Annotated in this window: 22 protein-coding genes; 17 read left to right on the top strand and 5 right to left on the bottom strand. The window is 66.7% G+C overall.

What is annotated here, in order from left to right; translation table 11 throughout:
- Window positions 1–7 precede the first annotated feature (7 nt).
- Together ACCD11_RS14395 and ACCD11_RS14400 are read left to right on the top strand one after the other, a co-directional pair.
- Window positions 8–628: a ParA family protein gene (locus ACCD11_RS14395; protein ID WP_007836377.1), complete on the top strand. Its 621-nt coding sequence runs from the start codon at window positions 8–10 to the stop codon at window positions 626–628.
- An 80-nt stretch (window positions 629–708) separates the two neighbouring features.
- Window positions 709–1,170 (top strand): MaoC family dehydratase, encoded by a 462-nt coding sequence (locus ACCD11_RS14400; protein WP_007836376.1) that lies wholly within the window; start codon window positions 709–711, stop codon window positions 1,168–1,170.
- Window positions 1,171–1,190: 20 nt separating this feature from the next.
- On the opposite strand, the gene trmL is transcribed toward ACCD11_RS14400, so the two are convergent.
- The gene (gene trmL, locus ACCD11_RS14405) at window positions 1,191–1,652 is read right to left on the bottom strand and encodes a tRNA (uridine(34)/cytosine(34)/5-carboxymethylaminomethyluridine(34)-2'-O)-methyltransferase TrmL (RefSeq protein ID WP_007836375.1); all 462 of its coding nucleotides are present in this window, start codon (window positions 1,650–1,652) and stop codon (window positions 1,191–1,193) included.
- Window positions 1,653–1,683: 31 nt separating this feature from the next.
- Window positions 1,684–2,379, bottom strand: coding sequence for a phosphoribosyltransferase family protein (locus ACCD11_RS14410; RefSeq protein WP_413314383.1), 696 nt, complete (start codon window positions 2,377–2,379; stop codon window positions 1,684–1,686).
- A gap of 53 nt (window positions 2,380–2,432) precedes the next feature.
- Between ACCD11_RS14410 and ACCD11_RS14415 the strand changes: the two genes are divergently transcribed.
- The 8 genes from ACCD11_RS14415 to ACCD11_RS14450 all read left to right on the top strand — a co-directional run bounded on the left by ACCD11_RS14415 (window position 2,433) and on the right by ACCD11_RS14450 (window position 8,889).
- Window positions 2,433–3,347: a biotin synthase gene (locus ACCD11_RS14415; protein ID WP_413314384.1), complete on the top strand. Its 915-nt coding sequence runs from the start codon at window positions 2,433–2,435 to the stop codon at window positions 3,345–3,347.
- Window positions 3,348–3,546: 199 nt separating this feature from the next.
- A complete protein-coding gene (locus ACCD11_RS14420) occupies window positions 3,547–4,023 on the top strand; it encodes a DUF2244 domain-containing protein (protein ID WP_042673895.1) in 477 nt (158 codons plus the stop codon).
- A gap of 59 nt (window positions 4,024–4,082) precedes the next feature.
- Complete coding sequence (coxB, locus tag ACCD11_RS14425; protein ID WP_007836364.1) at window positions 4,083–5,261, top strand: cytochrome c oxidase subunit II; 1,179 nt, start codon at window positions 4,083–4,085, stop codon at window positions 5,259–5,261.
- Between the two features lie 43 nt (window positions 5,262–5,304).
- Complete coding sequence (ctaD, locus tag ACCD11_RS14430) at window positions 5,305–6,945, top strand: cytochrome c oxidase subunit I (RefSeq protein WP_007836362.1); 1,641 nt, start codon at window positions 5,305–5,307, stop codon at window positions 6,943–6,945.
- A gap of 14 nt (window positions 6,946–6,959) precedes the next feature.
- Window positions 6,960–7,076: a cytochrome oxidase small assembly protein gene (locus ACCD11_RS14435; protein ID WP_007836360.1), complete on the top strand. Its 117-nt coding sequence runs from the start codon at window positions 6,960–6,962 to the stop codon at window positions 7,074–7,076.
- A 29-nt stretch (window positions 7,077–7,105) separates the two neighbouring features.
- Window positions 7,106–7,732, top strand: coding sequence for a cytochrome c oxidase assembly protein (locus ACCD11_RS14440; protein WP_007836358.1), 627 nt, complete (start codon window positions 7,106–7,108; stop codon window positions 7,730–7,732).
- The gene (locus tag ACCD11_RS14445; protein WP_007836356.1) at window positions 7,729–7,944 is read left to right on the top strand and encodes a DUF2970 domain-containing protein; all 216 of its coding nucleotides are present in this window, start codon (window positions 7,729–7,731) and stop codon (window positions 7,942–7,944) included. The genes ACCD11_RS14440 and ACCD11_RS14445 overlap by 4 nt, the downstream gene beginning before the upstream one ends.
- Before the next feature lie 63 nt (window positions 7,945–8,007).
- On the top strand, window positions 8,008–8,889 hold the full coding sequence (locus tag ACCD11_RS14450) for a cytochrome c oxidase subunit 3 (protein ID WP_007836354.1): 882 nt from the start codon (window positions 8,008–8,010) through the stop codon (window positions 8,887–8,889).
- A gap of 80 nt (window positions 8,890–8,969) precedes the next feature.
- Here the strand turns inward: ACCD11_RS14450 and ACCD11_RS14455 are convergent, their stop codons facing one another.
- Window positions 8,970–9,200: a twin transmembrane helix small protein gene (locus ACCD11_RS14455; protein WP_007836352.1), complete on the bottom strand. Its 231-nt coding sequence runs from the start codon at window positions 9,198–9,200 to the stop codon at window positions 8,970–8,972.
- A gap of 27 nt (window positions 9,201–9,227) precedes the next feature.
- Here ACCD11_RS14455 and ACCD11_RS14460 point away from each other — a divergent pair, with 27 nt between their 5' ends.
- Genes ACCD11_RS14460 through ACCD11_RS14485 form a run of 6 tightly spaced genes read left to right on the top strand, consistent with a single transcriptional unit; the run spans window position 9,228 to window position 14,352 of the window.
- Complete coding sequence (locus ACCD11_RS14460) at window positions 9,228–10,079, top strand: SURF1 family protein (protein ID WP_413314385.1); 852 nt, start codon at window positions 9,228–9,230, stop codon at window positions 10,077–10,079.
- Complete coding sequence (locus tag ACCD11_RS14465; RefSeq protein WP_007836347.1) at window positions 10,066–10,746, top strand: hypothetical protein; 681 nt, start codon at window positions 10,066–10,068, stop codon at window positions 10,744–10,746. The genes ACCD11_RS14460 and ACCD11_RS14465 overlap by 14 nt, the downstream gene beginning before the upstream one ends.
- 17 nt (window positions 10,747–10,763) lie before the next feature.
- Window positions 10,764–11,984, top strand: coding sequence for a COX15/CtaA family protein (locus tag ACCD11_RS14470; protein ID WP_413314386.1), 1,221 nt, complete (start codon window positions 10,764–10,766; stop codon window positions 11,982–11,984).
- On the top strand, window positions 11,981–12,886 hold the full coding sequence (gene cyoE, locus ACCD11_RS14475) for a heme o synthase (protein WP_413314387.1): 906 nt from the start codon (window positions 11,981–11,983) through the stop codon (window positions 12,884–12,886). The genes ACCD11_RS14470 and cyoE overlap by 4 nt, the downstream gene beginning before the upstream one ends.
- A 10-nt stretch (window positions 12,887–12,896) precedes the next feature.
- A complete protein-coding gene (locus ACCD11_RS14480; RefSeq protein WP_007836335.1) occupies window positions 12,897–13,514 on the top strand; it encodes an SCO family protein in 618 nt (205 codons plus the stop codon).
- A gap of 10 nt (window positions 13,515–13,524) precedes the next feature.
- Window positions 13,525–14,352, top strand: coding sequence for a DNA alkylation repair protein (locus ACCD11_RS14485; protein ID WP_413314388.1), 828 nt, complete (start codon window positions 13,525–13,527; stop codon window positions 14,350–14,352).
- A 43-nt stretch (window positions 14,353–14,395) separates the two neighbouring features.
- Here the strand turns inward: ACCD11_RS14485 and rpoH are convergent, their stop codons facing one another.
- Window positions 14,396–15,337, bottom strand: a complete 942-nt coding sequence (gene rpoH / locus ACCD11_RS14490) for an RNA polymerase sigma factor RpoH (RefSeq protein ID WP_007836332.1) — start codon at window positions 15,335–15,337, stop codon at window positions 14,396–14,398.
- 97 nt (window positions 15,338–15,434) lie between these two features.
- Window positions 15,435–15,899, bottom strand: a complete 465-nt coding sequence (locus ACCD11_RS14495) for a DUF962 domain-containing protein (protein ID WP_007836331.1) — start codon at window positions 15,897–15,899, stop codon at window positions 15,435–15,437.
- A 182-nt stretch (window positions 15,900–16,081) separates the two neighbouring features.
- Here ACCD11_RS14495 and ACCD11_RS14500 point away from each other — a divergent pair, with 182 nt between their 5' ends.
- On the top strand, window positions 16,082–16,801 hold the full coding sequence (locus tag ACCD11_RS14500) for a response regulator transcription factor (protein ID WP_007836328.1): 720 nt from the start codon (window positions 16,082–16,084) through the stop codon (window positions 16,799–16,801).
- Window positions 16,802–16,803 lie beyond the last annotated feature (2 nt).

Below are 16,803 nucleotides of genomic sequence, written 5' to 3' on the forward strand. Positions count from 1 at the left end.
AGCTTTTATGCCGGTGGTTCTGGTCGCCAATCCCAAGGGTGGCGTAGGCAAGTCGACGATCGCGACCAACGTCGCGGGCTACTTCGCAAGCCACGGCCATGCCGTGATGCTGGGCGACGTGGATCGCCAGCAATCCTCGCGGCTCTGGCTGGGCCTGCGTCCGCCGATGGCCCGGCCCATCGCCACCTGGGAGGCCATCGGCGACAGCACGGTGGTGCGGCCGCCGCGCGGCACCACGCACGCGGTGCTCGACACGCCGGCCGGCCTGCACGGCTGGCGCTTCAAGGAAGTGCTGGCGCTGGCCGACCGGGTGATCGTGCCGCTGCAGCCGAGCATCTTCGACATCTACGCGACGCGCGACTTCCTCGACCGGCTGCTGGAAGACCGCCGCGCCGAAAAGACGAAGATCGGCCTCGTCGGCATGCGCGTGAACGCCCGCACGCTGGCGGCCGACCGGCTCCACGAGTTCATCGCCGGGCTCGGCGTGCCGGTGATCGGCGAACTGCGCGACACGCAGAACTACGTGCAGCTCGCGGCGCGCGGACTCACGCTGTTCGACATCGCGCCCGGCCGCGTGCAGCGCGACCTGGAGCAGTGGCAGCCGATCCGCGAATGGCTCGACACCTAGTCCAGGCTCCCGGTTTTCCCTGAGCCCGGTTGTCGCGAGCCCGACAGCCGGGCGTACACCCCGCACGCCAGAATGCCCGCATGACCAAAAAGACATTCCAGACCCTTCAGGATCTCGCCGCCTGCGTTGGCCAGGAGGTCGCCGTGAGCGACTGGATCACCATCACGCAGGAGCAGGTCAACCAGTTCGCCGAGGCGACGGGCGACCACCAGTGGATCCATATCGATGTCGAGCGGGCCAAGGCCGGCCCTTTCGGCGGACCGATCGCCCATGGTTTCCTCACGCTGTCGCTGCTGCCGCGCTTTTTCGAGACGGCGATCGACGTGGTCGAGTCGCGCATGGGCGTGAACTACGGCATGAACCGGGTTCGCTTCATGTCGCCGGTGCCGGTGGGCAAGAGGCTGCGCGCCCGCATGAAGCTGCTGAGTTCGGAGCCGATCGCCGACGACGGCTTCCAGATGACCTGGGAAGTCACCATCGAGCTCGAAGGCGCCGCCAAGCCGGCGTGCGTGGCCGAGTCGGTGGTGCGCCGCTACCGCTGAGGCGTCGGGCTTTTTTCGTTTCAGCCGAAGCCGTTCTGCCGCCAGGCCTCGAACACCGTCACCGCCACTGCATTCGAGAGATTCAGGCTGCGCTGGCCCTCGCGCATCGGCAGCCGCAGGCGCTGCGGCTCGGCGAAGCCGTCGCGCACGACGGGCGGCAGGCCGCTGGTCTCCGAGCCGAACACTAGCCAGTCCCCGGGCTGGAAGCGCACGTCGTGCACGGGCCGCGTGCCGCGCGTGGTGAGGGCGAACATGCGGTCGGCGGCCGGTTGCTCCGTGGCGAGCAGCGCCTGCCAGTCGGCGTGGCGCTTCACTTCGGCGTACTCGTGGTAGTCGAGCCCTGCGCGGCGCAGCAGGCGGTCGTCCATCGAAAAGCCGAGCGGCTCGACCAGGTGCAGCGTGCAGCCGGTGTTGGCGGCGAGCCGGATCACGTTGCCGGTGTTCGGCGGGATTTCGGGGTGGACCAGGACGATATGGAACATGCGCCGATTGTCGGCGGGCCGCCTCGGAGATTCAGCGCGGCGGATCGGTCCGGGCCAGCACGACTGCCGTAATATGGGCCGCGCCCGCCAGCCGCAGCACTTCGGCGGCCGCGAACAGCGAGGCGCCGCTGGTCATCACGTCGTCCACCAGCACGAGGCGCTGGCCGCGCAGCTTCTCGGCGCGCAGCGGTTCCACGGCGAAGGCGCCGCGCAGGTTGTGCAGCCGGTCGGCGCGCGAAAGGCCGCTCTGTGCGGGCGTCTCGCGGGTGCGCAGAAGCAGGGTGGCGTCGGTCTTGGCAGGCGACAGCCGCCGCGCCAACTCGTGCGCCTGATTGAAGCCGCGTTCGCGCAACCGGCCGGGCGCCAGCGGCATCGGCAGCACGCTGTCGCAAGCCTCCAGCGCCGGCTCCACCCAGGGCGTGCTGCGCAGCAGCGTGGCGAACGGGCCGGCCCAGCCGGCCTCGCCCCGGAACTTGAATGCCGTGATGGCGTCCGGCCACGGCCATGCGTAGGTGCAGGCCGCGAGGCAGGCGTCCAGCGGCGGCGGGTGCGTCACGCAGTGGCCGCAGCGGCTCACGCCCTCGGGCACGGGCAGGGCGCAACTGCAGCAGCGCGCCGTCGGCGGTGCGAAGCGGGCCACGCAGGCATCGCACACCGGGCGAGACGGCCAGGCGCGGCAGACCGCGCACTGGCTGGGCAGCCGTGCGAGCAGCGAGGTGAAAGGCATGAAAGGCCACAAGGCCCGATGGCTGGACATGGCCTCAATATACTCACGGCCCCATGGCCACCGACCCCTCACGACGACCGCCGACCATCGATGCCACGGCGGCCGCCCGCTGGCGCCAACTCGCGCCTGCCGACGGCTCCCCCTGGCTGCACGAGGAAATCGGCCGCCGGATGGAAGACCGGCTGCAATGGATCAAGGCCCAGCCCCGCACATGGGCCGACTGGGCACCGTTGCGCAGCGGCCTCGAGGCGCATGAACTCGTCGCCCGCCGCTACAAGGACGCGGCTTCCTTCGTGATCGAGCCGGAGCCCGCGCTCGCGGCCGCCACCGGTCAGGCGCTGGCCGCCCCATGGTGGAGCGCGCGCCGCTGGCAGGCCGGCAAGGCGCGCTTCGACGCGCCGCCCGAAGACGGCGTCGACCTGCTATGGGCCAACATGTCGCTGCACATGGCGGCCGACCCGGAGGCGCTGATTGCGCACTGGCACAAGCTGGTGGCGACCGACGGCTTCCTGATGTTCTCTTGCCTCGGGCCCGATACCGTGCGCGAGCTGCGCGCGCTGCATGCCCGGCTCGGCTGGCCGGCCGCGGGCCACGAGTTCACCGACATGCACGACTGGGGCGACATGCTGGTGCACGCCGGCTTCGCCGAACCGGTGATGGACATGGAGCGCATCGTGCTGACCTGGGCCACGCCCGAGGCGGCGCTGGCCGAGCTGCGCACGCTGGGCCGCAACCTGCACCCGGCGCGCTTCCCGGCGCTGCGCGGCAAGGCCTGGCACCGGTCGCTGAAGAAGGCGTTGCCCGAACTCGCCCCGGCCGAAGAGGGCGGCGGGCGCATCGCGCTGACCTTCGAGGTCATCTACGGCCACGCGTTCAAGCCGGTGCCGCGCGTGTCGCTGTCGGCCGAAAGCGCGGTGTCGCTGCGCGAGATGCGCTCGATGCTCCAGCGCGGCCGCCCGAGTGCCTGATACGGGCCTTTTTGCCTAGTTAGTAGTGACCCGTAGGCGTCCTCTACGCAACGCGGGCGCAGATATCTACCCGCTACAATCCGCCGTTGCGTGGAACCCGCGGGTATTGTCCCGCGATCGACGGGTGTCGGATCCTGTTTGTACGAAGGTGTACGAGGGATTGGGCGACCATCGACGCACCGATTTGCTGAACTCGCCCGTGTCGAATTCCGTGTTTCGATTTGCCACCGTTTCAGGCCAGAGCATCCACTGGTTCCTGAGGCGGAACTGCTCGGTGACGCCGAGCCAGCTGGGCTGGCTCTACGCCTCGCTGTGCGTGGTATCGCTCGGCACCGGCACCCTGTTCTGGCTGCACGGTGCGCCGCTGGTTCTGCCTTTTGCCTGGCTCGAGCTGGCCGCTGTCGGGTTTGCGTTCATGGTCTACGCACGGCATGCGACCGACGGCGAGAAGATCGCGCTGCAAGAGGGGCGGCTCGTCGTGGAGCTCGAGAACGGCGGGCACTACGAACGCACGGAATTTCTTCCGCACCAGGTGCGGATCGAACCGCAGACCGGCGATCGCTCGCTGATCGAGGTCTCGGGGCAGGGTCGATCGGTCAGGGTGGGGCGCTATGTACGCCCGGAGTTGCGTGCGGCTTTGGCCCGCGAGATTCGCATGGCGTTGCGTGGCGCCTGAGGGGGCTCGCGCAGTGCTGCACGGTTGGGTTGTCGATAAATTGAAGAAACGTGAACACGATGAAGAGCATTTGGCGCAATAAGTACAGGCCGGCGAATCTGTTGCTGGCGGCCGGCGCGGCTTTCAGCAGCGCGGCGCACGCAGTCAACGATCTGCCCGGCGGCCCTTCGGTTCGCCAGTTGAATCTTCCGGTCGGCGTGACCAAGATCGCGCAGGAGCAGCATCTGCTCCACACGATCATGATGATCCTGTGCACGGTCATCTTCGTCGCCGTGTTCGCGGTCATGTTCTATTCGATCTGGAAGCACCGCAAGTCGGTCGGCCACAAGGCGGCCAACTTCCATGAATCGGTGGTGGTCGAGGTCATCTGGACCATCGTGCCCTTCCTCATCGTGATCGTCATGGCGCTGCCCGCCACCAAGGTGCTGGTGGCCCAGAAGGACACCACCAACGCCGACCTCACGATCAAGACCACCGGCTATCAATGGAAGTGGGGCTACGACTACCTGAACGGCGAAGGCGAGGGCCTGGCCTTCATCTCCACGCTCGACAGCTCGCAGCGCGCGATGTCCGACGCCGGCGCCAAGGGCGCGATGCCCGACGACTACCTGCTGAAGGTCGACAACCCGCTGGTGGTGCCGGTCAACAAGAAGGTCCGCATCATCACCACCGCGAACGACGTGATCCACGCCTTCGCCGTGCCGCAGCTGGGCTTGAAGCAGGACGCGATTCCCGGCTTCGTGCGCGACACCTGGTTCCGTGCCGAGACCGTGGGCGACTACTACGGCCAGTGCCAGGAACTGTGCGGCAAGGAACACGCCTACATGCCGATCCACGTGAAGGTGGTCTCGTCGGCCGACTACACGACCTGGGTGGCCGCCAAGCGCAAGGAAGCCGCCGCCAAGCTCGACGACCCGACCAAGGTCTGGACGCTGCCCGACATGCTCGTTCGTGGCGAAAAGGTCTATGCCGCCAACTGCGCCGCCTGCCACCAGGCCAACGGCAAGGGCGCGGGCCCGATCAAGGCGCTCGACGGCGACCCGAAGGTGCTCGATGCCGACCACTCGGTGCAACTGCATGTGCTGCTCAACGGCCAGAACAACGGCGCGATGCCGTCCTGGAAGCAGCTGAGCGATACCGACCTCGCGGCCGTGGCCACGTACACCAAGAACAGCTGGTCGAACAAGACCGGCCAGCTGGTGCAGCCGGCCGAAGTGCTGGCCCTGCGCGGCAAGTGATGCGACAGCGTCCCGCGACGAAGAAATTGCAAGGAACAACGAAATGAGTGCAGTCCTCGACCCCCACGGTCACGCCGCCCACGGCGACCACGCACACGACGAGCATCACGACCACCACGCGCCCACCGGCTGGCGCCGCTGGGTCTTCGCGACCAACCACAAGGACATCGGCACGCTCTACCTGCTGTTCAGCTTCACCATGCTGATGGTGGGGGGCGTGCTCGCGCTGCTGATCCGCGCCGAGCTGTTCCAGCCCGGCCTGCAATTGGTGAACCCCGAGCTGTTCAACCAGTTCACCACCATGCACGGCCTGATCATGGTGTTCGGCGCCATCATGCCGGCCTTCGTGGGCTTCGCGAACTGGATGATCCCGCTGCAGGTGGGCGCCTCCGACATGGCGTTCGCGCGCATGAACAACTTCAGCTTCTGGCTGCTGATTCCCGCGGCGCTGATGCTGGTCGGTTCGTTCTTCATGCCCGGCGGCGCACCCGCTGCCGGCTGGACGCTCTACGCACCGCTCACGCTGCAGATGGGCCCCTCGATGGACGCCGGCATCTTCGCGATGCACATCATGGGCGCCTCGTCGATCATGGGCTCGATCAACATCATCGTGACCATCCTCAACATGCGCGCCCCCGGCATGACGCTGATGAAGATGCCGATGTTCTGCTGGACCTGGCTCATCACCGCCTACCTGCTGATCGCGGTGATGCCCGTGCTCGCAGGCGCCATCACGATGACGCTGACCGACCGCCACTTCGGCACCAGCTTCTTCAACCCCGCCGGCGGCGGCGACCCGGTGATGTACCAGCACATCTTCTGGTTCTTCGGCCACCCCGAGGTGTACATCATGATCTTGCCGGCCTTCGGCATCATCAGCCAGGTGGTGCCGGCCTTCGCCCGCAAGCGCCTGTTCGGCTACGCCTCGATGGTGTACGCCACCTCGTCGATCGCCATCCTGTCGTTCATCGTGTGGGCGCACCACATGTTCACGACCGGCATGCCGCTCACCGGACAGCTGTTCTTCATGTACGCGACCATGCTGATCGCGGTGCCCACGGCCGTGAAGATCTTCAACTGGATCGCGACGATGTGGCAGGGCTCGATGACCTTCGAGACGCCCATGCTGTTCGCCGTCGGCTTCATCTTCGTGTTCACGATGGGCGGCTTCACCGGCCTGATCCTCGCGGTCGCACCGATCGACACGCAGCTGCAGGACACCTACTACGTGGTGGCCCACTTCCACTACGTGCTGGTGGCCGGCTCGCTGTTCGCCATGTTCTCGGGCTTCTACTACTGGGTGCCCAAGTGGACCGGCGTGATGTACAACGAAACGCGCGGCAAGGTGCACTTCTGGTGGTCGCTGATCTCGTTCAATGTGACCTTCTTCCCGATGCACTTCCTGGGCCTTGCCGGCATGCCGCGACGCTACGCCGACTACCCGATGCAGTTCGCAGACTTCAACGCCCTGGCGTCGGTCGGTGCCTTCTTCTTCGGTTTCGCTCAGCTGTATTTCTTCCTTTTCATCGTGCTGCCCACCATGCGCGGCAAGGGTGAGAAGGCTTCGCAGAAGCCATGGGAAGCCGCTGAAGGCCTCGAGTGGGAAGTGCCGTCGCCGGCGCCGTTCCACACCTTCGAGACCCCGCCCAAGCTCGACGCGACCGCCACCAAGGTGATCGGCTGACAGGCCGCACGACGATGACGACGCCTGAACAAAGAAAGAACAACCGACGCATGGGGCTCACGCTGGCCTCCATCGCGGTGATCTTCTTCATCGGCTTCATCGTCCGCATGGTCTTCTTCAGCGGCCGCTGACCGCCAACCGAACGGGAGCAGCACGCACCATGAGCCTCGGCCAACGCATTCGCCGCGCCAACGTGCGCATGGTCGGCAAGCTGGCCGTCGTGGCTTGCGGCATGTTCGCCTTCGGCTATGCGCTGGTGCCGATGTACCGCGCGATCTGCGAAATGACCGGCATCAACATCCTCGCGCTCTCCGAGCTCGAGGTGCCGGGCGGTGCCAGCGGCGGCAAGAACGTGCGCGTGCCCGACAACACGCAGGTCGACATGACCCGCACCATCACGGTCGAGTTCGACTCCAACGTGCGCGGCGGCCTCTGGGACTTCAAGCCCGCGGAGCGGACTATCCAGGTGCACCCCGGCCAGCTCAACACGGTGATGTACGAATTCCAGAACGTGCAGAACCGCCGCATGGCCGCACAGGCCATCCCGAGCTACGCGCCGCAGCAGGCTGCACCCTACTTCAACAAGCTCGAGTGCTTCTGCTTCAACCAGTACACGCTCGATCCGGGCGAGAAGAAGCAGTGGCCGGTCGCGTTCGTGATCGATCCCAAGATTTCCAAGGACGTGAAGACCATCACGCTGTCGTATACCTTCTTCGAGGTGGGCGGCAAGACGCCTGCGGCACCGGTGGCCGCCGTTTCCAGGACTTCCGATGAGCCGCGCTCGTGACCGATCCCTCGTCAAACCGGCCGAAGGCTTCGCTGTGGGACACGGTGAAGGCGGTGGGCTGGTCGTTCTTCGGCGTTCGCAAGAACAGCGCCTACCAGGAAGACCTGGGCAAGCTGAATCCGCTGCACATCATCGCGGTGGCGTTCGTTGCCGTGATCGTCTTCGTGGTCGGGCTGGTGCTGCTGGTGCGCCACGTGGTCGCAGCAGCCTGACGGTGAAACCCGCGACAAGCAGAATCCATTGAATCGAGAGAAGAAAGAAAGCCAGGAGCTGATATGAGTTCAACCACCCACGGCACCACGCCCTACTACTTCGTGCCCGGACCATCGGCGTATCCGGTTTCGGCCGCGATCGGCCTGTTCTTCGTGATCCTGGGCGCCGCGCAATGGATCAACGGCCACGAGTGGGGCGCATGGTCCCTGCTGGCCGGCATGGTGGTCTGGCTCGGCACGCTGTTCGTGTGGTTCCGCGCCGCCATCGGCGAAAGCGAGAGCGGCCAGTACGGCCACAAGGTCGACCTCTCGTTCCGCTGGAGCATGAGCTGGTTCATCTTCTCGGAAGTGATGTTCTTCGGCGCGTTCTTCACGGCGCTTTGGTGGGCCCGCACCCACGCGCTGCCGTCGCTCGGCGGCCTGGACAACGCGATCCTCTGGCCCGACTTCAAGGCCGTGTGGCCCAGTGCCGCCGCCGGCGCCACCGGCTCGCCGGCCGGCATCGTCGAGCCCTTCCAGACCGTTGGCCCGTTCTGGCTGCCGACGATCAACACCGCGCTGCTGCTGAGTTCGGGCGTGACGCTCACCATTGCCCACCACGCATTGCGTGCCGGCCACCGCGCACAGACGATCCGCTTCATGTGGCTGACCGTGCTGCTCGGCCTGATCTTCCTGAGTGTGCAGGGCTACGAGTACCACCACCTGTACACCGAGCTGAACCTCAAGCTCAGCTCGGGCACCTACGGTTCGACCTTCTTCATGCTGACCGGCTTCCACGGCCTGCACGTGTTCATCGGCATGCTGATGCTGCTGTTCATCACGCTGCGCCTGCGCAAGGGCCACTTCACGCCGGAACGTCACTTCGGCTTCGAGGGCGCGGCCTGGTACTGGCACTTCGTGGACGTGGTCTGGCTCGGCCTCTACATGCTGGTCTATTGGCTTTGAGCGAAGAACCTCGTCCCGGCATTCCAGAAAAAAGGCGCCGCAAGGCGCCTTTTTCATGGTTCTCGTGGAACGAGCACCATCTACTTGCCGACTGGGAGCCCGGTGGGCTGGATGTAGCCGAGTTTCCAGGCCAGCAGCAGGCAGAGGAACAAAAATACCGAAAGGCCGATCCGAACGGTGAGCGCGCGCGCCATGCCGCCGCTCTTGGCGCGCCCATTGCGCCCGTCCTTCAGCATGAAGAACAGGGCAAACGCGAGGCTCGCGAAGATGCCCAGGAACACCAGGGCGACGAAATATTTCATGACCCACATTATCGGCCGCACGCCCCGTTCCCTCCAGTGACTCCTGAACCCCTGTATTCCGAAGACCGGCGCCGGCCGGGCCGTTTCTGGCTCATCACCATCGCTGCCGTGCTGACGGTGGCAGCCACCGTTTCACTGGGCCGCTGGCAGTTGTCGCGCGCCGCGCAGAAAGAAGCGCTGCAGGCCGACATCGAGGCCCAGAAGCTGAAGCCGGCGCTGACCCAGGCCGAGTTCCTGGCGATGGAGAAGCCCTCCGACGCGATGCATCGCCCGGTGCGCCTGCGCGGCCTGTGGCTGACGCCGCAGACCGTATTTCTCGACAACCGCCAGATGCACGGCACGCCAGGCTTCTACGTGCTGACGCCCTTCGCCCTGGAAGGCACCGAACAGACGGTGATGGTGCAACGCGGCTGGATCCAGCGAAATTTCGTCGACCGCACGCGGCTGGGCGCGGTCGAGACGCCCGCCGGCATCGTCGAGGTCACGGGCCTGGTCGAGCCGCCGCCGAGCCATCTGCTGGAATTGGGCACCCCCGCATCCGCACCGGCCGCGGCTGCTTCGGCGCCTGCTCCGGCGGCCTCCGCACCGGCCGCTCCGGCATCGGCCGCCGAGGGGTATTCGCCCATCCGGCAAAATCTCGACCTGGAAGCCTTCCGCGCCGAAACCAAGCTGCCGCTGCGCACCGACGTGTCGCTGCAGCAGAGCGGACCGGCTTCCGAGGGCCTGCAGCGCGACTGGCCGGCCCCGGCGCTGGGCCTGGAGAGGCACTACGGTTACGCATTCCAGTGGTTCGGCCTGTCGGCCCTCGTCGTCATCCTCTATGTCTGGTTCCAATTCATCACACCCCTCCGCCGCTCGAGGCGCCGCGCGCGCGATGGCCGCTTCTGACGAGCCGCTGGGCCTGACGGTGCATTCGATGCCGTCGCCCAACCAGGCGCTCGACGGCGCGGAAGGCCGGCGCACGGTCATGGGGCGCTGGAAGATGATCGCCGTGATGCTGATGTGCGCGGCGCCCGTCATTGCCTCGTACTTCACCTACTACGTGATCCGGCCCGAAGGCCGCAGCGTCTACGGCGAACTGGTCGAGCCGCAGCGCGAGCTGCCGAAGCTGACGGCCACCGACCGCAATGGTGCGCCGGTGGACATCGCCACGCTCAAGGGTCAGTGGCTGCTGGTGGCCGTGGCCGATGCAGCCTGCGATGCGCTTTGCGAGCAGCAGCTCTACCTGCAGCGCCAGCTGCGCGAGAGCCTGGGCCGGGAGAAAGACCGCATGGACCGTGTCTGGCTCGTGAGCGACGCCGCGCCCGTGCCCGAGCGCCTGAACAACGGCCTGCATGGCGCGACGGTGCTGCGCGTGCCGGCCGACCAGCTGGCCAAGTGGCTTGCTCCCATGCCGGGCCACTCGCTGGCCGAACACCTCTACGTGGTCGATCCGATGGGCAACTGGATGATGCGTTTCCCCGCCCGCATGGACGCGGCCGGTGCCAGCCGCGCCAAGCGCGACCTCGACCGCCTGCTGCGCGCCTCGGCGTCGTGGGACGAACCGGGCCGCTGACCGCCTCCGACTTGCCCATGGACACGACCACCTCGCTCTACGATCTGACGCCCATCGCCTGGCTCATGGCCGCGGGCGTCCTGATCGCGCTTGGCCCGCTGGTGTGGGTCTGGCGGCGCAACGCGGGTGCAGGCCCGGCGCGGCGGCTGCATGCGCTGACCGTGCTCACGCTGTTCCTTACCTTCGATCTCACGCTGTTCGGCGCCTTCACGCGGCTCACCGACTCCGGCCTGGGCTGCCCCGATTGGCCCGGCTGCTACGGCAACGCCAGCCCGGCTGGCGCGCGCCATGAAATCGCGATGGCGCAGGCCGCGCAGCCGACCGGCCCCGTCACGCACAGCAAGGCGTGGGTGGAGATGGTCCACCGCTATCTGGCAACGGGTGTCGGCGTGCTGATCCTCACGCTCGCGGGTGCCACCTGGATCGCGCGCCGCCGCCAGCGCCGCGCGCCGCCGCCGTCGAAAGACGGCGAGCACCACGCCACGCTCAGCGCGTGGTGGCCGGCATTTACCCTGGTCTGGGTCTGCCTGCAGGGCGCCTTCGGTGCACTCACGGTGACTTGGAAGCTCTTCCCCGCCATCGTCACGCTGCATCTGCTCGGTGCCGTGGTGTTGTTGGCGCTGCTCTGCATCCAGGCCGTGCACTACCGGCAGACGGCTGCGCAGCGGCTGCCCATCGCCGTAGCGCCTGCACTGCGCAACGGGCTCATTGCGACCACCGTGCTGCTGGGGCTGCAGATCGCGCTCGGCGGCTGGGTCAGCACCAACTATGCGGTGCTGGCCTGCACGCAGTTCCCCATCTGCCAGGACAGCTGGTGGCCGGCCATGAACTTCGCGCAGGGCTTCGAGATCTGGCGCCACCTTGGTGTGACCGGCGAGGGCCAACCGCTCGATTTTTCCGCGCTCACCGCCATCCACTATGCGCATCGGTTGATGGCCTATGCGGTGTTCGTCGCGCTCGGCGTGCTCGCATGGCACCTGCGCCGCATCGCGGCGTTGCGTCCGCAGGCGCGCTGGCTCGCGGGGCTGGCGCTGCTTCAGCTCGCCACGGGTCTTGGCAACGTGCTGCTGGGCTGGCCGCTGGCTGCGGCGGTGCTGCACACCGGCGGCGCCGCTGCGCTCGCCGTGGTGCTCACCTGGGCGCTGTGCGAGAGCCGGCGCGATCCCGCGGCGCTGATCGTGCGTGCCGGTGACAATGCGTCCGCCAACAACAATAGCCAGAGGAAGGCCGCCGCGTGAGCACCCCGATCCCCGTTCAGCAAACCAGCACCGCGAACGTGCTGCGCCAGTTCTACGCGCTGACCAAGCCGCGCGTGGTGCAGCTGATCGTGTTCTGCGCGCTGATCGGCATGGTACTGGCCGTCCCCGGTCTGCCTTCGTGGGCCGACGTACAGCGCGCGGTGCTGGCCTGCATTGGCATCTGGCTGGTGGCCGGTGCCGCTGCCGCGTTCAATTGCCTCGTCGAGAAGGGCATCGACGCCAAGATGAAGCGCACCGCGTGGCGTCCCACGGCGCGCGGCGAACTCAGCGATAGGCAGGCGCTGGTTTTCTCGGCGCTGCTGTGCGCGGCGGGTTCGGCGCTGCTGTGGTTCACGGTCAATCCGCTCACCATGTGGCTCACCTTCGCCACCTTCGTCGGCTACGCGGTGATCTACACCGTGATCCTCAAGCCGCTGACGCCACAGAACATCGTGATCGGCGGCGCGTCGGGCGCCATGCCGCCGGTGCTGGGCTGGGCCGCGATGACGGGCTCCCTGGACCCCGGGGCCTGGATTCTTTTCCTCATCATCTTCCTGTGGACGCCGCCACACTTCTGGGCGCTGGCGCTCTACCGCGTGGAGGACTACCGCAAGGCCGGCCTGCCGATGCTGCCGGTCACGCATGGCAACGAGTTCACGCGGCTCCAGGTGCTGCTGTACACCTTCATTCTGTTCGCGGCCTGCATGATGCCCTTCATCTACGGCATGAGCGGCTGGCTCTACCTGGCGGTGGCCGTCGCGGTGAGCGCCGGCTTCACCGGTTATGCGTTCGCGTTGTGGCGCAACTATTCCGACGCGCTGGCGCGCAAGACCTTCCGCTTCTCGCTGATCCACCTGAGCGTGCTGTTCCTGGCGCTGCTCGTCGATCACTACCTTCACTGACCAAGTCTTCATGAACAAGCGCAACGCTCTTCGACTGATGGCCACGGGCGCCGGCTGGGTGGGCGTGGCCGCTGCCCTGGGCCTGGGCCTTGCGGGCTGCGGCGAGGCCCGGCAGAACTTCAACGCCGTCGACATCACAGGCGCGGACTACGCCAAGGACTTCTCGCTGAAGGACGCCGACGGCAAGGTCCGCACCATGGCCGACTTCAAGGGCAAGGTGGTCGTGCTGTTCTTCGGCTATGCGCAATGCCCCGACGTCTGCCCCACCACCATGACCGAGATGGCGCAGGTCAAGCAGCAGCTCGGCAAGGACGGCGACAGGCTGCAGGTGCTGTTCGTCACGGTCGATCCGGCGCGCGACACGGCAGAGGTGCTCAAGGCCTACATGGGCGCGTTCGACCCGAGCTTCGTCGCGCTGATCCCCACGCCCGACGAGCTGGCCGCTGTCGCGAAGGACTACAAGGTCTACTACAAGAAGGTCGACGGCAAGACGCCCACCAGCTATTCGATGGACCACTCGGCCGCCAGCTATGTCTACGACACGCAGGGGCGGCTGCGGCTCTATGCGCGTTATGGCGCGGGCGTGCCGTCGATGGTGTCGGACCTGAAGACGCTGCTGGCTTCCTGAGGAAGACCGCTTGTTGGCCGCCGTGGACTCGGTCGAGCACCTGAAAGGGCGCAAGGGCGCCTTCCGCATCGCGCTGATCCCGCCCGAGGTGCTCAGCGCACTCAACGACGGGCTGCTCGAAACCGTCAACCTCAACGAATTCATGGCGCTGGAGCTGCCCCGGCTGGCGCGCAGCGTGGCGGGGCACATCGGGCTCGACGCGCAGGGCGAGCGGCTGGTCGACACACTCGCGATGCTGAGCGCTTTCAAGCCCATGCAGCGGCACGGGCACATCGCGCGTGCGCTCTACGACATGGCGGCACTGCACGGCGAGCGTGACGCTGTCGCACACCGGCTGGCCACGCACGCGAGCGACGTGGCCCGCTGCTGGGCCGCGCAATGGGTCGCGTTGTCGGGCCTGCCGCTGGCGGCGCAGCTGGAGGCGGTGCGCCGCTTCGCCGCCGATCCGCATTTCGGCGTGCGCGAGATCGCCTGGATGGCGGTGCGCGACGAGGTCATCGCGTCGCTCGACGAAGCGCTTGCGCTGCTGCAGCCGTGGGTCTCCGATGCCGACCCCAACATCCGCCGCTTTGCGAGCGAACTCACGCGGCCGCGCGGCGTGTGGTGCGCGCAGATCGATGCGCTCAAGACCGAGCCGTGGCGGGCGTTGCCGCTGATCGAGCCGCTGCGCGCCGACCCCAGCCGCTACGTGCAGAACTCGGTCGCCAACTGGCTCAACGACGCAAGCAAGAGCCAGGGCGAGTGGGTCGACAAGCTCTGCGCGCGGTGGGTGGCAGAGTCGGACACGGCCGAAACCCGCTACATCGCGAAGCGGGCGCTGCGAACGCTCTCCAAATGAAGAAAGCCCGGGAGTGCCGGGCTTTCTTCTGGAGGGACAAGGCTTACGCGTAGTCCGCGAGCGCCTTCTTCATCTTCTTCATGGCCGCGACCTCGATCTGGCGGATGCGCTCGGCACTCACGCCGTACACCGCGGCCAGGTCGTGCAGCGTCATGCCGCCCGAGCCGTCGTCGTTGACCTTGAGCCAGCGCTCTTCCACGATGCGGCGGCTGCGGTCGTCCAGCGCTTCGAGTGCGGTGGCGATGCCGTCGCTCGACAGGCGGTCGCGCTGCTGCGATTCGAGCAGGGCGGTCGGTTCCTGCGTGGCGTCGGCCAAATAGGCGATCGGGCCGAAGGCTTCGTCGCCGTCGTCGGAGGGGCCCGGATCGAGCATGACGTCGCCGCCCGACAGGCGGGTTTCCATCTCGAGCACTTCCTCGGGCTTGACGTTCAGCCGGGTCGCCATCTGCGACACCTCGTCGGGGCTCAGCGTCTCGCGGTGCGTGCCGTTGTCGGCCGCGGCCGAGTCGGCCTTGAAGCCTTGCTTCATCGAGCGCAGGTTGAAGAACAGCTTGCGCTGCGCCTTGGTCGTCGCGACCTTGACCATGCGCCAGTTCTTCAGGATGTACTCGTGGATCTCGGCCTTGATCCAGTGCATGGCGTAGCTCACGAGCCGGACGCCCTGGTCGGGGTCGAAGCGCTTCACGGCCTTCATGAGGCCGACGTTGCCTTCCTGGATCAGGTCGCCGTGCGGCAGCCCGTAGCCCAGGTATTGGCGGGAAATGGACACCACGAGGCGCAGGTGCGACAGCACCAGCGCGCCGGCGGATTCGAGGTCGTTGTGGTCGCGCAGCTTGCGTGCGAAGCCCTGCTCTTCTTCAAGCGTGAGCAGCGGCAGGCGGTTGGCGGCCGAAATGTAGGCGTCCAGGTTGCCCAGCGGGGGAACCATCGACCATGGGTTGGCGACGGCCAGCTGGTTGGCAGAGACTCCAGACAGCGTTGTCATCAGGGAAACTCCTTTGTGTGGGCCATATTAGCACTCGATTAGAGGGAGTGCTAAACCAAGGGTTCCCTTGAATTTCTATCGCCGTGATAGACCAGGGCTACCAGCGTACCCCCAGCTTTAGGAAAAGCTTGGACAGCACGAACAACGGTCCGACCCAGAGATATTGGAGGTCTTCGAAGAACGAAGGTTTCTTGCCCTCGATCTTGTGGCCCACGAACTGGAAGATCCAGGCCACCACAAAGATAGCGGCTGAAATCGGCAATGCAAGTCCGCCCATCGCATGCACCAGCGCCAAGGCCAGCGCGGTCAGGGCGAGCATGGCCAGCAGGAAGGCCGGCGAGCGCAGCAAGGCGTAGTAGACGAGGCTGGCGGCCACGAAACCGTAGGCCACCCAGGGATGGAGCGCGAACAGCAAGCCGACGATGCTCAGCATGATGGCCGGGATGGCCACGAAATGGATCAATTCGTTGGTCGGATGGCGGTGGCTCTCCTCGTAATGGGCGAGCAGCCGGTCGACCTTGCGGTCGCTCGATCCAAGGGGGGCGGCGGCGGTGTGCGTCATGGCGGGTCTCCGGGGCGCCGTGGGATGCGGCGAGATATTCGATGGTGCCCACGGCAAAGCCCGATGGCAAGCGCGCCCGCCATGAAATTGCTATAAAAAATGTAGCATCAGGAACCACGGCTGCCGTGCACGCCGTGACTTTGTGCACTGTCGCCAAAAGGCCCCGTCGCTAAGATCAGCACGTGCCGTCATTCGACTCTCCATCCGCATCTCTGTCACCGGCCGCGGAGGCCGGCGCCTCCACCCGTGCACCCGGGGCGATCCTTGTCGTGGACGACCATGACCTGCTGCGTCTGGGCGTCTGCGCGCTGGTGCAGGCGCAGGCTGCCTCGTCCGGCGCGAGCATCGAAGTCTTCGAGGCTGCCAACGCTGCCGATGCGATCGCGCTGTACGAAACCCACCAGGCCTCCATCGGCCTGGTGCTGCTCGATCTCGCGTTGCCCGACACGCACGGCCTGAGCGGGCTGGCGGAGTTCCGCCGGCGCTTTCCGGCCGCGCGCATCGTGGTGCTCTCGGGCACCGGCAGCAGCGCGCTGGCGCAGGGCGTGCTCGCGCTGGGCGCCGCCGCCTTCCTGCCGAAGTCGGCCGACCTGAAGGAGGTGGTGAGCTTCATCCGCGCCTGTGGCCTGCTCGATCCAGCTTCGCCCGACGCGGCGGAACTGCCGCCCCCGCCAATGCCCAAATCGCTCGCCGGTTATGCGGAATTCGCGCACGCCAGCGCTTGGCGGGAGCTCACGCCGCGGCAGATGCAGGTGCTGCAATGGGTGCTCGAAGGCAAGGCCAACAAGGAAATCGCACAGCTCGCAAACCTGAGCGAGGGCACGGTGAAGAACCATGTCTCCACCATCCTGCTGCTGTTCGGCATGCGTTCCCGCGCCCAGTTGATCAGCACCCTGCATTGAGC

Source organism: Variovorax sp. Varisp36, assembly GCF_047304235.1.
Lineage (GTDB): Bacteria > Pseudomonadota > Gammaproteobacteria > Burkholderiales > Burkholderiaceae_C > Variovorax.

Excerpts from the sequence above, each read along its gene's own strand:
- coxB (WP_007836364.1), top strand. The coding sequence starts at position 4,083 with ATGAAGAGCATTTGGCGCAATAAGTACAGGCCGGCGAATCTGTTGCTG.
- ACCD11_RS14465 (WP_007836347.1), top strand. The coding sequence starts at position 10,066 with ATGGCCGCTTCTGACGAGCCGCTGGGCCTGACGGTGCATTCGATGCCG.
- ACCD11_RS14415 (WP_413314384.1), top strand. The coding sequence starts at position 2,433 with ATGGCCACCGACCCCTCACGACGACCGCCGACCATCGATGCCACGGCG.
- ACCD11_RS14395 (WP_007836377.1), top strand. The coding sequence starts at position 8 with ATGCCGGTGGTTCTGGTCGCCAATCCCAAGGGTGGCGTAGGCAAGTCG.
- ACCD11_RS14455 (WP_007836352.1), bottom strand. The coding sequence starts at position 9,200 with ATGTGGGTCATGAAATATTTCGTCGCCCTGGTGTTCCTGGGCATCTTC.
- trmL (WP_007836375.1), bottom strand. The coding sequence starts at position 1,652 with ATGTTCCATATCGTCCTGGTCCACCCCGAAATCCCGCCGAACACCGGC.
- rpoH (WP_007836332.1), bottom strand. The coding sequence starts at position 15,337 with ATGACAACGCTGTCTGGAGTCTCTGCCAACCAGCTGGCCGTCGCCAAC.
- ACCD11_RS14410 (WP_413314383.1), bottom strand. The coding sequence starts at position 2,379 with ATGCCTTTCACCTCGCTGCTCGCACGGCTGCCCAGCCAGTGCGCGGTC.
- ACCD11_RS14495 (WP_007836331.1), bottom strand. The coding sequence starts at position 15,899 with ATGACGCACACCGCCGCCGCCCCCCTTGGATCGAGCGACCGCAAGGTC.
- ACCD11_RS14435 (WP_007836360.1), top strand. The coding sequence starts at position 6,960 with ATGACGACGCCTGAACAAAGAAAGAACAACCGACGCATGGGGCTCACG.
- ACCD11_RS14450 (WP_007836354.1), top strand. The coding sequence starts at position 8,008 with ATGAGTTCAACCACCCACGGCACCACGCCCTACTACTTCGTGCCCGGA.
- ACCD11_RS14400 (WP_007836376.1), top strand. The coding sequence starts at position 709 with ATGACCAAAAAGACATTCCAGACCCTTCAGGATCTCGCCGCCTGCGTT.
- ctaD (WP_007836362.1), top strand. The coding sequence starts at position 5,305 with ATGAGTGCAGTCCTCGACCCCCACGGTCACGCCGCCCACGGCGACCAC.
- ACCD11_RS14480 (WP_007836335.1), top strand. The coding sequence starts at position 12,897 with ATGAACAAGCGCAACGCTCTTCGACTGATGGCCACGGGCGCCGGCTGG.
- ACCD11_RS14470 (WP_413314386.1), top strand. The coding sequence starts at position 10,764 with ATGGACACGACCACCTCGCTCTACGATCTGACGCCCATCGCCTGGCTC.
- ACCD11_RS14440 (WP_007836358.1), top strand. The coding sequence starts at position 7,106 with ATGAGCCTCGGCCAACGCATTCGCCGCGCCAACGTGCGCATGGTCGGC.